This is a genomic window from Oerskovia douganii, assembly GCF_015142735.1.
GTDB lineage: Bacteria > Actinomycetota > Actinomycetes > Actinomycetales > Cellulomonadaceae > Oerskovia > Oerskovia douganii.
Window position 1 is genome coordinate 61,688 of record NZ_JACSPN010000007.1, and the last position, 17,296, is coordinate 78,983.

Annotated in this window: 23 protein-coding genes and 1 riboswitch; of the genes, 12 read left to right on the forward strand and 11 right to left on the reverse strand. The window is 73.8% G+C overall.

The features are described from left to right. Window positions 1–8: 8 nt before the first annotated feature. The 3 genes from H9623_RS07500 to H9623_RS07510 form a co-directional block, all read right to left on the reverse strand. Window positions 9–767 (reverse strand): C40 family peptidase, encoded by a 759-nt coding sequence (locus tag H9623_RS07500; RefSeq protein WP_227748322.1) that lies wholly within the window; start codon window positions 765–767, stop codon window positions 9–11. 55 nt (window positions 768–822) lie between these two features. Continuing rightward, window positions 823–989, reverse strand: a riboswitch (cyclic di-AMP (ydaO/yuaA leader). 219 nt (window positions 990–1,208) lie between these two features. Continuing rightward, entirely contained in the window at window positions 1,209–1,499 is a 291-nt protein-coding gene (locus H9623_RS07505) for a DUF4287 domain-containing protein (protein ID WP_193719442.1), read from the reverse strand. Window positions 1,500–1,624: 125 nt separating this feature from the next. Then, window positions 1,625–2,239 carry a DUF305 domain-containing protein gene (locus H9623_RS07510; protein WP_193719443.1) on the reverse strand — a complete coding sequence of 205 codons (615 nt, stop codon included), beginning with the start codon at window positions 2,237–2,239 and terminating at the stop codon, window positions 1,625–1,627. A 279-nt stretch (window positions 2,240–2,518) separates the two neighbouring features. On the opposite strand from H9623_RS07510, the gene H9623_RS07515 reads away from it, so the two are divergent. After that, window positions 2,519–3,877: a ferredoxin reductase domain-containing protein gene (locus H9623_RS07515; RefSeq protein ID WP_227748323.1), complete on the forward strand. Its 1,359-nt coding sequence runs from the start codon at window positions 2,519–2,521 to the stop codon at window positions 3,875–3,877. Between the two features lie 55 nt (window positions 3,878–3,932). On the opposite strand, the gene H9623_RS07520 is transcribed toward H9623_RS07515, so the two are convergent. Together H9623_RS07520 and H9623_RS07525 are read right to left on the reverse strand one after the other, a co-directional pair. After that, entirely contained in the window at window positions 3,933–4,463 is a 531-nt protein-coding gene (locus H9623_RS07520; protein WP_193719444.1) for a DoxX family membrane protein, read from the reverse strand. Window positions 4,464–4,651: 188 nt separating this feature from the next. Next, complete coding sequence (locus H9623_RS07525; RefSeq protein WP_193719445.1) at window positions 4,652–5,221, reverse strand: GNAT family N-acetyltransferase; 570 nt, start codon at window positions 5,219–5,221, stop codon at window positions 4,652–4,654. 87 nt (window positions 5,222–5,308) lie between these two features. On the opposite strand from H9623_RS07525, the gene H9623_RS07530 reads away from it, so the two are divergent. The 3 genes from H9623_RS07530 (at window position 5,309) to H9623_RS07540 (ending at window position 8,127) form a co-directional block, all read left to right on the forward strand. Next, the gene (locus H9623_RS07530) at window positions 5,309–5,902 is read left to right on the forward strand and encodes a hypothetical protein (protein WP_193719446.1); all 594 of its coding nucleotides are present in this window, start codon (window positions 5,309–5,311) and stop codon (window positions 5,900–5,902) included. Between the two features lie 78 nt (window positions 5,903–5,980). Next, window positions 5,981–6,367 carry an ArsR/SmtB family transcription factor gene (locus H9623_RS07535; RefSeq protein ID WP_193719447.1) on the forward strand — a complete coding sequence of 129 codons (387 nt, stop codon included), beginning with the start codon at window positions 5,981–5,983 and terminating at the stop codon, window positions 6,365–6,367. Further along, window positions 6,364–8,127 carry a SulP family inorganic anion transporter gene (locus tag H9623_RS07540; RefSeq protein WP_193719448.1) on the forward strand — a complete coding sequence of 588 codons (1,764 nt, stop codon included), beginning with the start codon at window positions 6,364–6,366 and terminating at the stop codon, window positions 8,125–8,127. Before H9623_RS07535 ends, H9623_RS07540 begins: the two co-directional genes overlap by 4 nt. On the opposite strand, the gene H9623_RS07545 is transcribed toward H9623_RS07540, so the two are convergent. Next, complete coding sequence (locus tag H9623_RS07545) at window positions 8,117–8,410, reverse strand: DUF1905 domain-containing protein (RefSeq protein WP_193719449.1); 294 nt, start codon at window positions 8,408–8,410, stop codon at window positions 8,117–8,119. The two genes, H9623_RS07540 and H9623_RS07545, sit on opposite strands and share 11 nt — an antisense overlap. 102 nt (window positions 8,411–8,512) lie before the next feature. Between H9623_RS07545 and H9623_RS07550 the strand changes: the two genes are divergently transcribed. Beyond that, a complete protein-coding gene (locus tag H9623_RS07550) occupies window positions 8,513–9,295 on the forward strand; it encodes an SMI1/KNR4 family protein (protein WP_193719450.1) in 783 nt (260 codons plus the stop codon). A gap of 56 nt (window positions 9,296–9,351) precedes the next feature. Here the strand turns inward: H9623_RS07550 and H9623_RS07555 are convergent, their stop codons facing one another. After that, window positions 9,352–9,756, reverse strand: a complete 405-nt coding sequence (locus H9623_RS07555; protein WP_193719451.1) for a Clp protease/crotonase-like domain-containing protein — start codon at window positions 9,754–9,756, stop codon at window positions 9,352–9,354. Beyond that, on the reverse strand, window positions 9,753–10,196 hold the full coding sequence (locus H9623_RS07560; protein WP_193719452.1) for an SMI1/KNR4 family protein: 444 nt from the start codon (window positions 10,194–10,196) through the stop codon (window positions 9,753–9,755). Before H9623_RS07560 ends, H9623_RS07555 begins: the two co-directional genes overlap by 4 nt. A 123-nt stretch (window positions 10,197–10,319) precedes the next feature. Between H9623_RS07560 and H9623_RS07565 the strand changes: the two genes are divergently transcribed. Further along, the gene (locus H9623_RS07565) at window positions 10,320–10,727 is read left to right on the forward strand and encodes a type II toxin-antitoxin system VapC family toxin (protein WP_193719453.1); all 408 of its coding nucleotides are present in this window, start codon (window positions 10,320–10,322) and stop codon (window positions 10,725–10,727) included. A 94-nt stretch (window positions 10,728–10,821) separates the two neighbouring features. Then, window positions 10,822–11,475, forward strand: coding sequence for a hypothetical protein (locus H9623_RS07570; RefSeq protein ID WP_193719454.1), 654 nt, complete (start codon window positions 10,822–10,824; stop codon window positions 11,473–11,475). A gap of 6 nt (window positions 11,476–11,481) precedes the next feature. On the opposite strand, the gene H9623_RS07575 is transcribed toward H9623_RS07570, so the two are convergent. Further along, complete coding sequence (locus tag H9623_RS07575; RefSeq protein ID WP_193719455.1) at window positions 11,482–12,516, reverse strand: alpha/beta hydrolase; 1,035 nt, start codon at window positions 12,514–12,516, stop codon at window positions 11,482–11,484. 186 nt (window positions 12,517–12,702) lie between these two features. Here H9623_RS07575 and H9623_RS07580 point away from each other — a divergent pair, with 186 nt between their 5' ends. The 3 genes from H9623_RS07580 (at window position 12,703) to H9623_RS07590 (ending at window position 14,819) form a co-directional block, all read left to right on the forward strand. Continuing rightward, on the forward strand, window positions 12,703–13,149 hold the full coding sequence (locus H9623_RS07580; RefSeq protein ID WP_193719456.1) for a DoxX family protein: 447 nt from the start codon (window positions 12,703–12,705) through the stop codon (window positions 13,147–13,149). 99 nt (window positions 13,150–13,248) lie between these two features. Further along, window positions 13,249–14,091: an alpha/beta fold hydrolase gene (locus H9623_RS07585; protein WP_193719457.1), complete on the forward strand. Its 843-nt coding sequence runs from the start codon at window positions 13,249–13,251 to the stop codon at window positions 14,089–14,091. Window positions 14,092–14,147: 56 nt separating this feature from the next. Further along, window positions 14,148–14,819, forward strand: coding sequence for a M23 family metallopeptidase (locus H9623_RS07590; RefSeq protein ID WP_193719458.1), 672 nt, complete (start codon window positions 14,148–14,150; stop codon window positions 14,817–14,819). A 46-nt stretch (window positions 14,820–14,865) separates the two neighbouring features. Here H9623_RS07590 and H9623_RS07595 read toward each other — a convergent pair whose 3' ends face one another. Continuing rightward, the gene (locus H9623_RS07595; protein WP_193719459.1) at window positions 14,866–15,354 is read right to left on the reverse strand and encodes a nitroreductase family deazaflavin-dependent oxidoreductase; all 489 of its coding nucleotides are present in this window, start codon (window positions 15,352–15,354) and stop codon (window positions 14,866–14,868) included. Window positions 15,355–15,422: 68 nt separating this feature from the next. Continuing rightward, window positions 15,423–16,463, reverse strand: coding sequence for a hypothetical protein (locus H9623_RS07600; protein ID WP_193719460.1), 1,041 nt, complete (start codon window positions 16,461–16,463; stop codon window positions 15,423–15,425). A gap of 132 nt (window positions 16,464–16,595) precedes the next feature. Between H9623_RS07600 and H9623_RS07605 the strand changes: the two genes are divergently transcribed. Then, window positions 16,596–17,072, forward strand: coding sequence for a DUF2975 domain-containing protein (locus tag H9623_RS07605; RefSeq protein WP_193719461.1), 477 nt, complete (start codon window positions 16,596–16,598; stop codon window positions 17,070–17,072). After that, the gene (locus H9623_RS07610) at window positions 17,072–17,281 is read left to right on the forward strand and encodes a helix-turn-helix domain-containing protein (protein ID WP_193719462.1); all 210 of its coding nucleotides are present in this window, start codon (window positions 17,072–17,074) and stop codon (window positions 17,279–17,281) included. The genes H9623_RS07605 and H9623_RS07610 overlap by 1 nt, the downstream gene beginning before the upstream one ends. Window positions 17,282–17,296: the final 15 nt, after the last annotated feature.

A 17,296-nucleotide genomic window follows, 5' to 3' on the forward strand; every position in this document is an offset into this window, starting at 1 on the left:
GCGGCGGGTCAGCCGACGCGGATGAACGTCGGGTTGTCCTGCCAGATCTTGCTGTGCTTGACCGTGCTGCCCGGGGTCGTGGCCTCGATCTGCATGCCGTTGCCGGCGTAGATCGCGATGTGGCCCGGGGTCCAGATCAGGTCGCCGGGACGAGCCTCGGACGCCGAGACGGGCGTGCCCGCGTCGCGCTGCGCGCCCGACTGGTGGGGCAGCGAGACGCCGAGCTGCGCGTAGACGTACTTGACGAGGCCCGAGCAGTCGAACCCGCTCGGCGACGAGCCGCCGTAGACGTAGGGCACGCCGACGTACTTCATGGCGATGTCGACGACCGCGGACCCGGAGGCCGCGGCGGCCGGGGCGGCGGCCGGAGCAGCCTGCGCGGCGGGCTGGGCACGCTCGACGCTGCGCGAGGCCGCGGCGGTGGTCCGCTCGGGAGCAGCAGCGGCGGCGGGCGCCGGTGCGGGGGCGGGCTCCGGCTCGGGCTCGGGCTCCGGTGCGGGGGTGACCGCGACGGTGGCCTGCTCGATCGGGAGGACCGCGTCGGCCGCGACGGTGACGGCAGGGCTGGTCGCGAGGGCCTCGCGAGCCTGCGCGGTCAGGGCGTCGAGGTCGACGCTGCCGACCGACTTCGACTGGTCGCTCGCGGGAGCCGCGTTCGCGGGGGCTGCGAAGACCGAGAACAGCAGACCGGACGACGCGGCGACGACCGCGCTGCGACGGGCGACGGTGCTGACGCCGGACGCGGCGGAGCGGCTGAGAGAGGTCAAGGGCGTGATGGGGCGGTGCGCGGCACGGTGGCGCGCACGTGAGCGAGAGGTCACGTGTGTTTCTCCTGGACGCCTGAGAGGTCAGCTGTCGGGTTCGGGTCGGAGAAAGCTCTACCCGGCCGTGCGGACCGAGGTCCGTCCGGCTTCACCCCAAGGGCACCGTCTCCGGTGCCCACAAGAATGGGTCCCCCACCCCTGCCATGGGTGTAGTACGTGGCTCCGGAGGTGACAGGGTTCGGCGTCCACCGGAGCACTCCAGCGAGAGGGTTCTCAGCGGAGCACGTTCGACCGTACATGGCGGCGCAGCGATTGTCACAATGCGGTAACGAACCTCGCGAGTCGGACACCTGTCCAACTCAGTGACGTGGCTCACCTCTGCGCGAGCACGGCGCGCGCCACCGTCCGTCGTCCCGCGCCGCGGATGCCCGGTCGGACGTCCGCTCAGGCGGGCTTCGTCGCCTTCCCGTCGAGCCACAGGGTGTCCGACGCATCCCGGTGCGTGCCCGTCGACCCGACGTGCTTGCTGTCGATCGTGGGCCCCTTCCTGATCACGTGGACGAGCGCCATCGCGTGCCCGCGCCCCAGGTCGTAGTCCTCCTTGAGCCACTCCACGATCACCCCCGCCGTGACCGACGGGTCGTCGAACCCCTTGTCCTGCGCGATCGTCACGAGCTGGCGCGGCGTGAGACCGGTCTTGTCCTCGACGGCGTCCAGGTAGGCCTGGAAAGACATGGTGCTCCTCGATCTCAGCGGGGCTCAGGACGGTGCGGGACGCACGGTCGAGGGGAGAGACCGCCCGCGCGACCGGAACTCATCGGTCCCCCCGGCCTGCCCGCGCCGCGCCCGGCGGGCACCGCCTACCGCCCGAGCAGCGCGTCGATCTCCGCCATCTCCGCGGTCTGGACGTCGACCATGACCTGCGCGAGGTCGCGGAGCCCGGCGTGCCCACCGCCCTGGATCTCGCCCTCGGTCATGGCGATCGCGCCCTCGTGGTGCGCGTGCATGAGCTCGAGGAACGTCGTCTCCGCCTCCGCGACCGCGGTCGCGTCACCCGTGCTCGTGTCCGCGAGCCGCTCGAGCGAGCCCATCTGGTCGCTCGTCAGCATGCCGTTCGCGACGTGCACCGAGTGCATCTCCATGAGGTCGCCCATGGCCCAGGCGTCGGCCCAGCCGAGCATGGTCTCGATCTCCTCGGCCTGACCGTCGAGGATCCGCTGCGCGAGGTCCCGGGTCGGCGCGGTGACACCGTCGACGGCCAGGATGATCTCGCTCATCTCGACGGCCTGCTCGTGGTGCGGGGTCATCATCGCGATGAAGTGCGTGTCGACGTCGTTGACCTCTGCCGGGGCCGCCCCGGCCCCGGCGGGCGACGCGCTCGCGTCCCCCGCGGAGGGTGTCCCACCGCCCGTCGAGCACCCCGCGAGGGTCGCGGCCAGGACGAGCGCGGTGAGGACGGCGGGCAGCTTCTTCATGAGGACTCCGGTGTGTCTCGGGATCGCCGGGGCACGCGGGCGCCGGTTCCGGCGAGCGTCTCACCAGCGTAGACGCGAAGTCTGGGAACGGGCTGAGCAGTCCCTGCCCCACCGGGCCACCGACCCGCGGTACCCGACGGCGCGACGCACGCGACGCCGTCGGGCGCGGGCGGGCGAGGCCCTCCACGGACGGGTCGCAGACTCGTCACGCTTCCAGGCCCCACGAACCGGCGCTCCCTGCCACAGTATGGTCACCGCACTCGACGAGGAGGCCACCGCATGAGCCCGTCCCGCTCCACCGCCCAGTCCTTGGCCCCGCACAGCACGACGACCGCCCCGGAGAGAGCCGACCTCCCGCCCCTGCTCACGGGGTGGCGACGCCTGTGGACCCGGCCCGCCCTGATGCCGTACGTGCGGCTCCTGGTCCTGGTCCTGGCGGTCAACGTCGGGACCGCGGTCGTCGTCCTGCCGGGGACGACGACGGCCACCCGGCTCGACGTCGCCCTGACCGCGACGGCGCTCAACCTGGGGGCGGCGGCGCTCATCCGGCAGCAGCACGTCGTCAACCTGCTCTTCCGTGTCGCGACGAGCGCGCCGGTGTCATGGCCGCTGCGCGTCCGGGCAGCGCTCGCGAAGGTGTACCACCTGGGCGGGATCCACGTCGGCGCCGCGCTCGCCGCGACCGCGTGGTTCGGGGTGCTCGCCGTGACGGCCCTGAGCCCCGCGGGGCGCGACGGGCTGTCCCCGACGACGCTCGGCGTGGTCGTCGCGCTCGCGCTGCTGCTGGTCCTGATCGCCGCCCTCGCGACCGCGCCGCTGCGCCGCCGACATCACGAGGCGTTCGAGATGAGCCACCGGTTCGGCGGCTGGCTCACGCTCGCCCTGTTCGTGGTCCTGACCGTCCGGTACGCGCACGACGTCGCGCCCGGCAGCGCGTGGGACGTGATCCTCACGGAACCCGCGACGTGGGTCCTGCTGGTCGTCGTCGTGAGCGTGGCGCTGCCGTGGCTGCACCTGCGCAAGGTCGCCGTGGACGTGCACACGCCCTCGTCGCACGTCGCGCTCGTCCGCCTCCACCACCACCCGCGGACGTTCGTCGGGTCGTCGACCACGATCGCCCGGCACCCGCTCGGGCAGTGGCACCCGTTCGCGAACCTCGTCACGCCGAGCCGACCCGAGCTGCGCCTCGCGATCTCCCGGGCGGGCGACTGGACGGGGTCGTTCATCGACTCGCCGCCCGAGCACGTCTGGGTCAGGGGCGTGCCCACGGCCGGGGCGGGCAACGTCGGCAAGCTCTTCCGCAAGGTCGTGTGGGTCACGACCGGCAGCGGGATCGGCCCGTGCCTGCCGAGCCTGCTCGCGGGCGCGCCCGCGCACCTGGTGTGGGCGACGCGGACCCCGGAGGCCACGTTCGGCCCCGAGCTCGTCGCCGAGATCACCGAGTCCCTGCCCGACGCGCTCGTGTGGGACACGCGCGCCCAGGGCAAGCCGGACCTCGTCGCGCTCGCGCTCGACGCCGTCGCCACCACGGGGGCCGAGGCCGTCATCTGCATCTCGAACCGGCCCACGACCTTCGAGGTCGTCGAGGCCCTCGAGTCGCGCGGCATCCCCGCCTACGGCGCCATCTGGGACTCCTGACGCGCCTCCCGCAGCCCGACGGCGGCACGCGCGCGACGTCGTCGGGCGGCGGGGTTCACGCGTCGCGGGCGCCGCACGTGAGCCGTGCCCCGAGCGTGACCGCCGCGACCACGCTCGCCCCCGCGACGAACACGACGTCCTTGAGGACGTACTGGCCCATGAGCGTCATGCCGTCACCGAAGAGCTCGTCGGCGAACAGCACCACGGGCGACATCATGCCGACCAGGGCGACCGCGAGCACCACGAGGCCCGCCCGCAACCACCGCCCGCTCAGGAGCGTCAGCCCGATGAAGGTCTCGACGACCGCCGTCAGGAGCACCGCCCCGGCCCCCTCGACGACACCCAGGGTCAGCGCCTCGACCGTCTGCGTGACGATCTGCTCCGCCGGGCTCGCCCCGGGGAAGAACTTGAGCACCCCGAATCCCAGGAACACCAGGCCGAGCATGACCCGGAGCGCGGGGACCGACCACCGGACGAGGACGGCGGTCAGGGCGACGAGGGCGGCGTCGGAACGATCCGTGAACCACGTGGCAGGGCGTGCACGGGTGACTGTCGGCAACGACGTGTCGGGTCGGGCGGCGGTCATCTGGTCTCCTCGTCGAGAACGTGCGGACAAGGACCCTGCGACGGTGCCGGGAGGTCCGTGTCCGTGAACGGTGGCCGAGCGTAGCCACGGCACATGAGGGACAGATGAGGTCCACCTGGTCGGTTTTCGGGGCGGCGGGACGCGGTGGGGCGGGACGCGGTGGGACGGGACGCCGTGGACCCGCCGGCTCAGCCGGCGACGAGCCCGTGCACGTGCGTGTCGTGCCAGCCGTCGACGTGCTTGCCGCTCTCCCGGAGCGTCCCCTCGTGGGCGAAGCCGGCCGCGAGCGCGACCTTGCACGACGCCTCGTTGCGCGTCGAGTGCATGAGCCGCAGACGGTGCAGCCCCAGGTCGCCGAACGCCCAGGCGGCGAGCAGCCCGACCGCGCGCGGCGCGACCCGGCGCCCCCGGGCGGCGGGCAGCACCCAGTAGCCGACCTCTCCCCCGCCGTCGTGCAGGTCGAGGTGGTGCAGGGCGATGCGGCCGACCACGACGCCGTCGGACTCGACGGCCCAGTCGCCCGCGGTCTCCAGCGCCCAGCCCTCGTGCCGAGAGTCGATCCAGGCCTCGGCCTCGGCGACGTCGGCCATGGTGCGGGCGTGCCAGCGCTGGATCGCGCCGTCCTGGTAGGCGGCGAAGACCGTCGGCGCGTCGGCGCGGGTCCACGGACGCACCGTCAGCCCGTCCCCCACGAGGACGGGCGGGGACTGTCCGCTCAGGCGACCGGGGTGGACGGTGGGCTCGGTGAGGATCGGCACGCCGTGATGATGCCACGAGGGTTGCGGACCGGTCACGATCCGGCACCGGGCGGCCTGGGGCGAGGCGCCGCCTGCCAGGATCGCCGCATGACGACGCATCCGGGACCCATGCCGTCACCCTCGCCCTCGGAGACCGCGCACCGACGACGCGGCCGCGGGCGGGCCTGGGCGCTCGGAGCGTCGGGCCTCGCCCTGCTCGGAGCCTGCGTCTGGGGCGTGGTCGCGGCCCTCGGGACGTACGGGTCGCACGACCGGCCCGAGCTCGTCGACAGCCCGCCGGTGATCGATGCGCTGGAGGCGCCCTGCGCGGCGGTCCGGACGGCCGCCGCCGCGGTCGACGCAGCCGCTCCGCCGCCCGAGCGTGCGGCACGGCTCACGAGCGTGGTCACCGCGATCGACGGTCTCACCGCCTCGGTCTCCGGACTTCCGGCCGACCAGGTCGAGGCCGACGACCCGACCCGGCTCTGGGTGAGCGACTGGGAGACCCTCGGGGCGCGGATCACCGACTACTCGGCGGCGCTCACGGACGGGGCGCCGGCAGAGCTCGACACCCCGGTCACCGCGGACGGCTTCACCGTCGTGGCGCGCATGGACGTGGCCGCGCCGCCGGGGTGCGAGGTACCCGCCGTCCTGGTGGCTCTCGACCCGACGCCGCCCCCGGCACCGTCGACCGGGAGCTGACCGCGCCGCGGCCCGCTGCGCCCCGGGCGGACCATGACTTGAGGAGTTGCTAAACTCGCCAAGTCCCCAGGAGGTCCCGTGCCCACCACCGCCACCACGGCGCCGCTCTACGCGATCAAGGCCGAGCTGTTCCGCTCGCTCGCGCACCCCACCCGCATCCAGGCCCTCGAGGTGCTCAGCGCCGCGCCCCACCACGAGGCCCCCGTGTCCGACCTGCTCTCCGCGACCGGAGTCGAGGCCTCGGTCCTGTCCCAGCACCTGGCGGTCCTCAAGCGCGCCGGTGTCGTGGAGTCGTCGCGCACGGGCAACACCGTCGTCTACCGGCTGAGCCGGCCCCTGGTCGCCGAGCTGCTCGTCGTGGCGCGCGCCTTCCTGCGCGAGACCCTCGACGCGTCCGGCCGCCAGCTCGCGGCCGCGGACGAGCTGCCCCCGCTCCACGGGGAGAGCGAACGGACCGGACAGTGAGCCGGGCGGGTCGCTCGGTACGCGACCTGCTGCCGTCGCGCGCCGACGTCGACCTCCGGCCGAGGACGCTGCGCGCCGACCTGCTCGCGGGAGTCACGGTCGGCGTGGTCGCCCTGCCCCTCGCGCTGGCGTTCGGCGTGAGCGCGGGGGTCGGCCCCGGCCCCGGCCTCGTGACGGCCGTGGTCGCGGGCATCGTGGCCGCTGTGTTCGGCGGCTCGCGCGTCCAGGTCAGCGGCCCGACGGGCGCGATGGCCGTCGTCCTGGCCCCGATCGTCGCCCAGCACGGCCCCGCGGCGGTGCCGCTCGTCGCGATCCTCGCGGGCGTCGTCGTGCTGCTGGCCGGGGTGACGCGGCTCGGGCGCGTCGTGACCTTCATCCCGTGGCCCGTGGTCGAGGGGTTCACCGCAGGGATCGCGGCGATCATCTTCCTCCAGCAGGTTCCCGCCGCCCTGGGCGTCACGGGCGCGGTGGGCGGCAACCCGCTCCGCATGGCCGTCGACTCCGCCGTCGTCGCGTTCGGCGACGGCCCGACCGCCCTGTGGACGCTCGGGACGGTGGCGCTCGTGGCCGTCGTGATGCTCGTCCTCCCCCGCGTCGCGCCCGCACTGCCCGCCTCGCTCGTCGCGGTCGTGCTCGCGACCGTCGTCGCTCAGCTCGTCGACGCACCCGTCGCACGCATCGGCGCGCTCCCCGACTCCCTGCCGCTGCCGTCCGTGCCGCACCTCGACGCCGGGATGCTGCGGTCGCTGATCGGCCCCGCGGTCGCGGTCGCGGCGCTCGCCGCGATCGAGTCCCTCCTCTCGGCCCGCGTCGCCGCGGCCATGCCGTCCCCCGAGCCGGCCGGGCGGCGCGGGGCGACCGGGAGCGTGCCCGACGACGCGACCCACCGCTACGACCCCGACCGGGAGCTCGTGGGACAGGGGCTCGCGTCGATCGCGAGCGGCGCGTTCGGCGGCATGCCCGCGACCGGGGCCATCGCCCGCACCGCGGTCAACGTGCGCGCCGGGGCCCGCACGCGGCTCGCGGCCGTCGTGCACTCGGTCGTGATCCTGGGCGTCATCTACCTCGCGACCGGCCCCGTCTCCGCCATCCCGCTCGCCGCGCTGGCCGGGGTCCTCATGGTCACCGCGGTGCGCATGGTCTCGGTCGCGACCCTCCGGGCCGTGCTGACCTCGACGCGCGCGGACGCCGTGGTGCTCGTCGTGACAGCGGTCGTGACCGTCGCGGTAGACCTCATCGAGGCGGTGCAGATCGGGCTGCTCGTCGCGGCGTTCTTCGCGCTGCGCTCGGTCGCGAAGGCCGCCGCGGTGCACCGCGAGCCCCTCCCGGGGCCGGCCCAGCCGGGTGACGAGCACATCGCGCTCTACCGTCTCGACGGCGCGATGTTCTTCGGTGCCGCCGACCGCATCCACGCGCAGATCCGGGACGACCAGGACGCCCTGGTCGTCGTCCTGCGGCTCTCGCACCTGCGTCTGGTCGACGCGACGGGCGCGCACGCGCTCGGGGAGCTCGTCGCGGACCTCGAACGCTCGGGCGTCACGGTCCTGGTCAAGGGCATCCAGCCCGCCCACCTGCCCGTGCTCACGCGCGTCGGCGTGCTCGACGAGCTGCGCCACGAGAAGCACCTGTTCGAGGACCTCCCGCCCGCGATCGAGCATGCGCGCTCGCACGTCGCGCGGGCTCAGGCGGGGGTCGGGGCCGTGACCCGGCCCCCGGGCCCTGCCGCGGTCGTGGCTCCCGGGGACGCCCTCAGCGGTTGACGTCGAGCGTCAGCACGACCGTGACCGTGTCGCCCAGCTCGACGTCCTCGGCCGCGCGGACCCGGTCCTTGAGCGGGACGACGTAGAGCCCGTCCTTGGCGAACAGCGACGTGGTCCACGTCGTCGCCCCGATCCGGGCCGAGACGGGGATCATGCCCCAGCCGTAGGTCACGAGCGACGCGACCTCGCGGATACGGGCGCTCTCCGCGTCGGGCACGGACACGAAGTGGAAGGGCGCGGGTCCACGCCAGTGCCACACCTCGCCGACGGCCTCGATCTCCATCTGCCCAGCATCACCCCTGCGCGCGGAGCCCGCCGCACCGACGCCCGGGCGGCACGTGTCGACGCGCGCCCGCAGGCACGAAGGCTGGCAGACTCTGCCTCCATGACGCCCGACCTCGCCATGCTGCGCGACCTCGTCGAGTCGACCCCGGAGATCCGGCGGTGGCCGGGGACCGGGGCCCCGGAGAGCTGGGTCCGGGCGGCCGAGACCCGGGTGGGGCGGCTCCCGGCGTCGTACCGCTGGTGGCTCACGGAGACCCGCGCGAGCCGCGTCGGGCACGTGGACGTCGCGTCCCTCGCGGACCCGGAGCACGTCGCGGAGGCCGACGACGCGCTCACCGCCGAGTGGCGCCTCACTGGGGACAGGTTGTGCTTCGCGAGCGACCCCGACGGCGCGGAGACCTTCTCCTTCGCACTCGACCGGACCAGCGCCAGCGGTGAGCACCCGGTCGTGCGCGTCGACGGCATCGACGGGTCCGAGGAGGTCGTCGCCGAGACGTTCGCGGGGTTCGTGTCCGTGCAGGTGGCCCTGCTGCGCGGCCTGGGTGACGGACCGAACCCCGTGGTGGCCGAGCTCTGGCGCTCGACGCCGGGCGTGCTGCGCCCCGACGGGATCACGGTCCACGGCCCGCACCGCTTCTCCGAGGTCAACGCAGCGCACGACGTGCCGCACCTCGCACCCCACTGGATGCTGGTCGGTGAGGACGGTGAGGGGGCGGGTCTGTTCATGCGGCGTCACGGCCGCGACCGGACGAGCGTCCACCGCCTCGACCTCTCGGCGTTCGCGAGGTCACGCCCCGGCGAGGGCGGGTCGCGCATCGAGGCCGAGGGCGAGCTCGTCACGACCGACCTGCTCGGCCTCCTCGGGGGCGACCCCGCCGCCTGAGGGCGCCGCGCGGGACAGGTCGGTCGCCGTCGGGCCTGAGACGACCGGTCGCTGCCCTAGCGTCTCGCCGCGGCCGCCACCGCTCGTTCGAACGCGCCCGCGAGCGCCGCGCGCACTGCGTCCGGTTCGGCGGGAACGCACCGTGACGCCACGGTCGCGGCCAGCTCGGCGAGGTGGGGCAGCAGGGCGTCGAGCTCGGGGGTGGCCGCGTCGAGCTCGGCCGCAGGGACCGTGACGGTCGCCGTGATCCGTCGCCGGGACCGCGAGAAGCGCACGTTCCGCACCCCCGCCTGGCCTGCCGAGGGGGTGATCGAGCCGCCGAGCGCGAGCATCACGTCGAGCTCGTCGAGCCCGGGGACCTCGATCGGGACGCACTCGGCCTGGAGCGCCCGCCGCAGGACGATCGCCGCGGCGAGGTCGCGCTCGGGGCCGCCCAGGATGTTGCGCTGCGTGAGGATCATCTCTCGCCCTCGGGCGTTGCGAGGTCGGGAACGTTCTGGTCGAGCAGGTCCGCGAAGGTCTCCGCGAGGACGTACCGCTCCCCCGTGTCGTGGTCGGACGTCACGACCGGCCCGTCGTCCGTGACGACGAGCGGGTTTCCCGACCCGTCGAACCCGATCACGAGGCCTTCCTCCGCGACGTCCCAGCCGTCCGTGCGAAAGGTGCGCGTCAGGGTCGCGACGTCGGTGTCCTCGAGCAGCGGGGCGTTGCGCAGCCCGTGGACGGGGACACCCACGAAGCAGCCGCCGTGCCGCCCGACGAGCTCGACGTAGCCCGGGTCGAGTTCTACCCCGAGGCCGCGCACGGCCTCCTCGAGCTGGGCGCGCGTCGCGGGCTCGCCCGCACCGTAGAGGGCGACGGCCGCGTCGAGCCGGGCCAGGAGGTCGGGTGGGAGCGCCATGCCGGCCACGGTAGCCGCGGGGTGGGACACCCTGCCCGACGGCGCCACGCACGCAGGTGCGTGTGTCACCGGCGAGCGTGACGATGAGGCGACACGTCCCGCCCCTGACCCGCGAGGTGCACCATGACCAGGTTCGTCGTCGACGCCGGCACCGCCCTGCGACTCGTCGCGGAGGACGCCCAGGTCCCGGACGCCCACGGGCTGCTCGCCCCGACGCTCCTGAGGTCGCAGACGCTGTCCGCGCTGCACGAGGCCGTGCACCGCGGCGACCTGACCGCCGAGGTCGGGCGCGAGCACCTGGCGCGCGTCGGCCGCCTCCCGGTCAGGTTGTTCGGGGACGCCGTGCTGCGTCGTACGTCGTGGAAGATCGCCGACGAGCTGGGCCTGGCCTCGACGTACGACGCCGAGTACGTGGCCCTCGCCCGGCTCCGGGGCATCGCGCTCGTGACCGCGGACGCCGACCTGGCCCGTGCCGTCGTCGGGGTGACCGAGACGGCGCCGTACGAGGCGCTGCTCGACGCGGAGGCATGAACGACTCCACGGCTGCGGCGCACCGGCCGAGCCGGACAGCCGGTAGTGTCGCTCTCTTCGGCGGGCCTGCTCGCTGGAGTCTTGAAGGAGTGCCATGCTCCCTGACCCCGACGTCACCGCAACAGTCGCCAGGATCTCGACCCTGTTCTCGAGGGCGACGGCCCGCCCCGACGACCGCGGGTGCGGTCGCTGCTTCAGCGACGAGGAGAGCGCGCTGCTCCGTACCCCGAACCGGCCGCTCCCGGACGACCTGGTGCTGCGGGTCGCCGCGAAGGACCCGCTCCACTGGGCCGACCAACCGAGGGTCTTGCGCCGCGTCCTCCCGAGGCTCGTCGTCCTGCTCGTCGACGGCGTCGACATCGACGCCCGGTGGTGCGCCAGAGGCCTGGCCGCAGCCCGCTGGTCCACCTGGCCCGCTGACGAGAGCGAGGCCGTCGAGGCCTTCCTCAATGCCTGGTGGACGCACACCCTGAGATCGGGCGCGTCGTTCGAGCGGGTCGCAGAGGTCTTCATGAGCTGCGCGATCGCGGGCCTGCTCGTCGATCCCTGGCTCGCGACCTGGGACGACGAGGCCGCGAGGAGCAGCGTCGTCCGCGAGCGCCGCGAACGCTGTATCGAGGACTGGTGGGAGGACCTCGACCGGATCGCGTCCCCCTTTCCCTGCTGGTGGGGCACGGACGAGAGCGAGGAGAGAGCCGTCAAGACCTTGCGGTCCTGGATGGGCTGCGCCGAGCGATCCGTTCACTGACGAGGCTCAGGGGCTCGGTGCCTCCAGGCGGTCGAGCGCGCCGATGCTCGCCTCGATGATCTGCGCCTGCGCGTCGGCCCGGCTGGTTGCCGGCTGACCGTCTCCCGGTTGCTCGCCGTAGTCCGCGAAGAAGGCGTGGACGCCCCCTGGTACCTCGACGAAGTCGGCGGTGGCGGGCAGGTCGGCGCGGGACGCCTCGATCTTGTCGGGCGTCGTCAGGCCGTCGCGCGATCCCCACACCGAGGTCACCTCGACGTCGGCCGTGCTCATGTCACCCGACGGGTACGAGGCGTGCAGGAGCAGGCCGGTGACCTCGTCGTCGTGCGCGGCGGCGAACGACGCCGCGACGACGCCGCCCAGGGAGTGACCGCCCACCGCCCAGGTGTCGACCTCGTCGAACGCTGCCATCGCCGACGCCGACTGGTTCGGCGACGTGAAGGCGATGCCCAGCGGTTCCTTGAGCGCCACGACCAGGTACCCGGCCTCGGCGAGCGGGCGCAGCACGGCGGCGGTCGCACGCACGTCCACCCGGGCGCCGGGCGAGTAGACCAGTCCGGTCGTCGCCGCACCGTCCTGCGGGACGAACGCGATCCAGCCCGCCTCGTCGCGGACCTCGACCGAGCCGTCGCTCTCGAGAGCTGCGAGCGCGGGCGCCGTCGCGGAGAAGGGCCGGAGCCACACGACCCCCGCGGCGAGGACCACGAGCGCTGCCACGCCGACCCCCAGTGCGGTCCCGCGCAGCACGCGGCGAGGTCGCGAGCGCTCGGGCGCCGGGTGCTGCGTGCGTCGTCGGGCGCTCAGCGCGGTCGCCAGGAGAACGAGCACCCCGGCGGTCGCGCTCACCACCAGCAGCGCGGTGAGCGCCCAGTGCTGGTGGCGCACGGTGTCGCCCGTCGTCACGACGACCCATCCTGGTGCGGCGATCAGCGCCACACCCAGCAGGACGAGCAGCAGGCGTCCGACCAGGCCCGCCGGCGAGGTGCGGCCCGGGGTGCCCGCCCGTCGGGGCTCGGGGGTGGTCGGGACGTTCGACGTGCTCATCGCTGCTCCGTGCTTCTCGACGACGCCCTGGCGGCCAGGGCGATCGCCACGCTAGCAAGTGCTCCTGGATCCTCGGCCGGATCCTCGGCACGGGCGGGCGGTCCCGCCCGAGGCGAGCGGCGCCGTCGGGCACGACTCCCTGCGCTCCCGGATGCCAGACCCCTCGACCGCGAGGACCATGGCCGCATGACGAACCCCCTGACCGCCGACCCGCCGCCCGACACCGTGACCCGCCGGATCGGGCGCGTCGCGCTCGGACTGGGCCTCGTCTTCGCCGGGATCAGCCACCTGACCTTCTCGCGCGAGGAGTTCCAGGCCCAGGTCCCCGACTGGTTCCCCGTGGACGAGGACGTCACGGTCCTCGCGTCGGGGGCGGTCGAGATCGCGCTCGGCTCGTCGCTCGTGGTGCTGTCCCGACGCCGCGTCGCGGTGGGGCTGATCGCCGCCGCCTTCTTCGTGGTCATCTTCCCGGGCAACATCGGCCAGTGGCTCGAGCACAAGGACGGGTTCGGGCTCGACACCGACGCCAAGCGATTCGGTCGGCTGTTCTTCCAACCCGTGCTCGTCGCATGGGCCCTGTGGTCGACGGGCGCCTTCAGCGCGCTACGGCGGGCGCGGTCGGCGCGTCGCTGACGCGCCCCCGGGCAGCGCCCCCGGATGCCGACCGCCGCGACCCGGACGAGCATGGCCGGTGAACCGTCGACCGCCACCCTTTGGACGAGAGGACCTCTCATGGGCCACATCACCTCCGGCAGCGAGAACACCACGCCCGTCGAGCTGTACTACGAGGACCACGGCGCCGGGCAGCCCGTCGTACTCATCCACGGCTACCCGCTCGACGGGCACTCGTGGGAACGCCAGACGCGCGTCCTGCTCGACGCGGGCTACCGCGTCATCACCTACGACCGCCGCGGCTTCGGCCGGTCGAGCAAGGTCGGGACGGGGTACGACTACGACACGTTCGCGGCCGACCTGCACGCCGTCCTGGAGGCCCTCGACCTGCGCGACGTCGTCCTCGTGGGGTTCTCGATGGGCACGGGCGAGCTCGCCCGCTACGTCGCGAACCACGGCCACGAGCGCGTCGCGAAGCTCGCGTTCCTCGCGTCGCTCGAACCGTTCCTCGTGCAGCGCAACGACAACCCGACGGGCGTCCCGCAGGACGTCTTCGACGGCATCGTGGAGACGGCCCGTGGTGACCGGTTCGCGTGGTTCACGCAGTTCTTCGCCGACTTCTACAACCTCGACGAGAACCTCGGGACGCGCATCTCGCAGGAGGCCGTCACGGCGAGCTGGAACACCGCGGCCGGATCCGCGCCCGTCGCGGCCTACGCCGTGGTGCCGACCTGGATCGAGGACTTCCGCGAGGACGTCCGGGCCGTGCGCGCGAGCGGCAAGCCCGCCCTGGTCCTGCACGGCACGGCCGACCGGATCCTGCCGATCGACTCGACCGGCCGCCCGTTCCACGAGGCGTTCCCCGAGGCGCGGTACGTCGAGGTCGACGGCGCTCCCCACGGCCTGCTGTGGACGCACGCGGAGGACGTGAACCGGGCGCTGCTCGGGTTCCTCGGGTCATAGGGTCGTCGGGTCGTCGGGCAGCACGTCCGGGGTGGGACGACGAGGACGGAGGCCGCATGACCGTGACCCTGGCGCTGCCGTTCCGCGGTCGGTGGCTCGTGCAGAACAGCCCGGCCCGTCGGGTGCCGAGCCACGGCGTCGACGTCCTGGGAGAGCGGTACGCGATCGACTTCGTGGGGGTCGACCGGCGGGGCCGCACGTCGGCGGTCCGCGACTGGCGCACGGTCCTCGCGGCCGAGCCTCCCGAGCGCTTCGTCGCGTTCGGTCGCCCGATCCTCGCGCCTGCGGACGGCGTCGTGGTCCAGGTGCACGACGGCGAGGAGGACCACGCGGCCCGCCGCTCCCAGCTGGCCCTCGTGCCCTACGCGCTGGGGGCAGCGGCCCGGCTGCGCGAGGGGGTGCACGCCGTCGCCGGGAACCACGTGACCATCGCGCTGCCGGGCGCGCGAGCCTTCGTGTCCCTCGTGCACCTGCGGCGCGGGTCGCTGCGGGTCCGGGAGGGCGACCCGGTGAGCGTCGGGCAGCCGCTCGCGGAGTGCGGCAACTCCGGGAACTCGACCCAGCCGCACGTGCACGTGCAGGTCACGGACTCCGCCGACTTCTCGCTCGCCCGTGGCGTGCCGGTCGCGTTCCGTGACTTCCGCGAGTGGCCCCGCGGGCGGGGGGAGCCCGTCGACCGGGTGACGGGGCTGCCGGACGAGCGCTCCGTCGTCGGGCCGCTGGCGTGACGACCGGCCGCACAGGTCCTGACGAGGCACTCCCCCCGCGCTCCGCTCACGCGACCGGCTGGAGCCGGAAGAGCCGCACGACCCGCCCCGACTCGCGCTCGTAGGCGCGGTAGCCCGGCCACTGCGCCTGGATCAGGTCCCACGCGGCCTCGCGCTCGTCACCGGGCTCGACGGGCGTCGCCCGGACGCGCATGTCGTGGCCGCGGACCGTGATCGACGCGTCCGGGTGCGCGAGCAGGTTGTACGTCCACGCGGGGTGCCGGTCGCGCGCGAACGACGTGCCCGCCACGATCGCCCGACCGTGACCGTCCGGCGTGTACATGAGGTAGGTGCTGCGCGGCTCCCCCGACCGCGCACCCGTCGTGTGCAGGACGAGCGACGGGACGAGGATCGCGCTGACCTGCCACCGCCCGCCCGACACGCGCGCGAGGAACCGCTCGACCGGCGGCAGCACCACCGGGCCGACCGTGCGGAACGCCCGCGTACGCGTGAGCGGGGCGACCACCGACCGGACGACCTGCAGCAGCGAGGGCATGCCCCCAGGATGGACCGGGAGGCGGTGGCGTGCGCGCGGCAGACGAGGCGGGGCCTACCGTCGTCTGCTCAGGGGCACGGGATCGGCTTCCACGTCTTCCCGCCGGGCGCATAGGCACGACAGCCCGTGTAGCCGCTCGACCCGCCCGACGAGGACCCGCCCGACGAGTTCTTCGGGGCGCTCGCGCTGCGTCGCCGCTGCTCCGCGGCGAGACGGTCGGCCTCCGCCTGACGCGCCACCTCGGCCTGGCGGGCCACCTCCGCCTGACGCGCCACCTCGGCCTGACGCTCGACCTCTGCCAGGCGAGCGGCCTCCGCCGCCGCCTCGGCCGCGCGCAGGGCGGTCTCCGCCTCGGCCAGTGCGGTGTTGGCGACCGCGACCCCGGTGTTGGTCCGGCCACGGAGAGCGTCGCGCGCGACCGCGCTCAGGACGGTCGCAGGAAAGTCGTCCGCCTCGTGCCAGAGGACCTGTTCGAGGTGCGCGTGCGCGGCGGCCACGGCGGCGTGCGCGGCCAGCGCCTCGTCCAGGACGTCGACGTCCTGGCTCAGGGCCGCCGCGGCCGACTCGTCGACGAACTCCTCGACCTGTGCCTCGTAGGAGGCGACGAGTGCAGCCGGGGTGCACGGGACGGTGGGGTCGAAGTACCCGAGCTCGGAGACCGACGCCTGGGAGTGCGCCGCCCACACCTCCTTCGTCAGCTCCGGGCGGCCGGGCGCGTCGGCGAGCGCGGCGAGCCCGGTCCCAGCCAGCTGCGCGTCGACCAGCACGTCGTCGACCAGGAGGCCGGTGACGTAGGACCCGTCGGTCTCGTGCGCGGTCCCGTGGACGAGGGACACGGTCGTCCCGGCCGGAAGGAGCCGGCCGAGCGCTTCGACGCCCTCCTCCCCCAGGCACTGCTCCTCGGATCCCGCCAGATCGACGAAGGCGAGGCGCAGGTGCTCGGTCCGTCCCTCGAGCTCGACGGCGATCACGCCGTCCGCGTCGACGTCCTGGACGACGGCCGTCATGTCGTGGGGCCAGACGGCGTTGAGGACGAGGCCGGTCGCGATGAACGCCCCGATCGCGGTGAGCGCTCTCCAGCGAGTCCTGAACCACCGTCGACGCACCATCTGGAAAGGCCACCTGTCTTCTGCACGATCGGACAGCGGATGCTATCCCGAAGCCGGCACCTTTATGGAACACCTGTTCCACAATTGACCGCATCTCTTGACTTCCGATATAAACCCATCGATCATCGATAGATGAACACGACGGTGACGATGCTGCTCCGCCTGACCCTGATCACCATGTTCCTGGGGGCGCTGCTCGCCCAGCTCCTGGTCCCCGTGGTCGCGACCGAGCAGGCGACCCTGTACCCCGAGGTCGAGCACCTCGTGCTCCCCTACTCGGTCGCCGCGATCCTCGGGTTCGTGTGCGTCCAGGCGGCGCTGGTCGCGGTGTGGCGGCTGCTGTCGATGGTCGGCGACGACCGGATCTTCGCCGACGGCTCGCTCCGGTGGGTCGACACGATCACGGTGTGCTCCGCGGCCGCGACGGGCCTGTCGGCGGTCGTCTGGGTCCACCTGATCCTGGTCGAGGAGACCGGCGGGCCGGGCATGTTCCTCGCCCTGGGCGCGTGCGTCGTGGGGGGCGCTGCGCTCGCCCTCCTGATGGTCGTGATGCGCGGGCTCCTCGACGCCGCGATCGCCGACCGCCGCGAGCTCGCGGAGGTGATCTGATGCCCATCGTCGTCGACCTCGACGTCATGCTCGCCCGGCGCAAGATGTCCGTGGGCGACTTCGCGGACGCGGTCGGCATCTCGCCCGCGAACGTCGCGGTCCTGAAGAACAACCGCGCCAAGGCCGTCCGCTTCACGACCCTCGACGCGATCTGCCGCGTCCTCGACTGCCAGCCGGGGGACGTCCTGCGCTGGGAGCCGGAGGACTAGGACGGGCCCGACGGC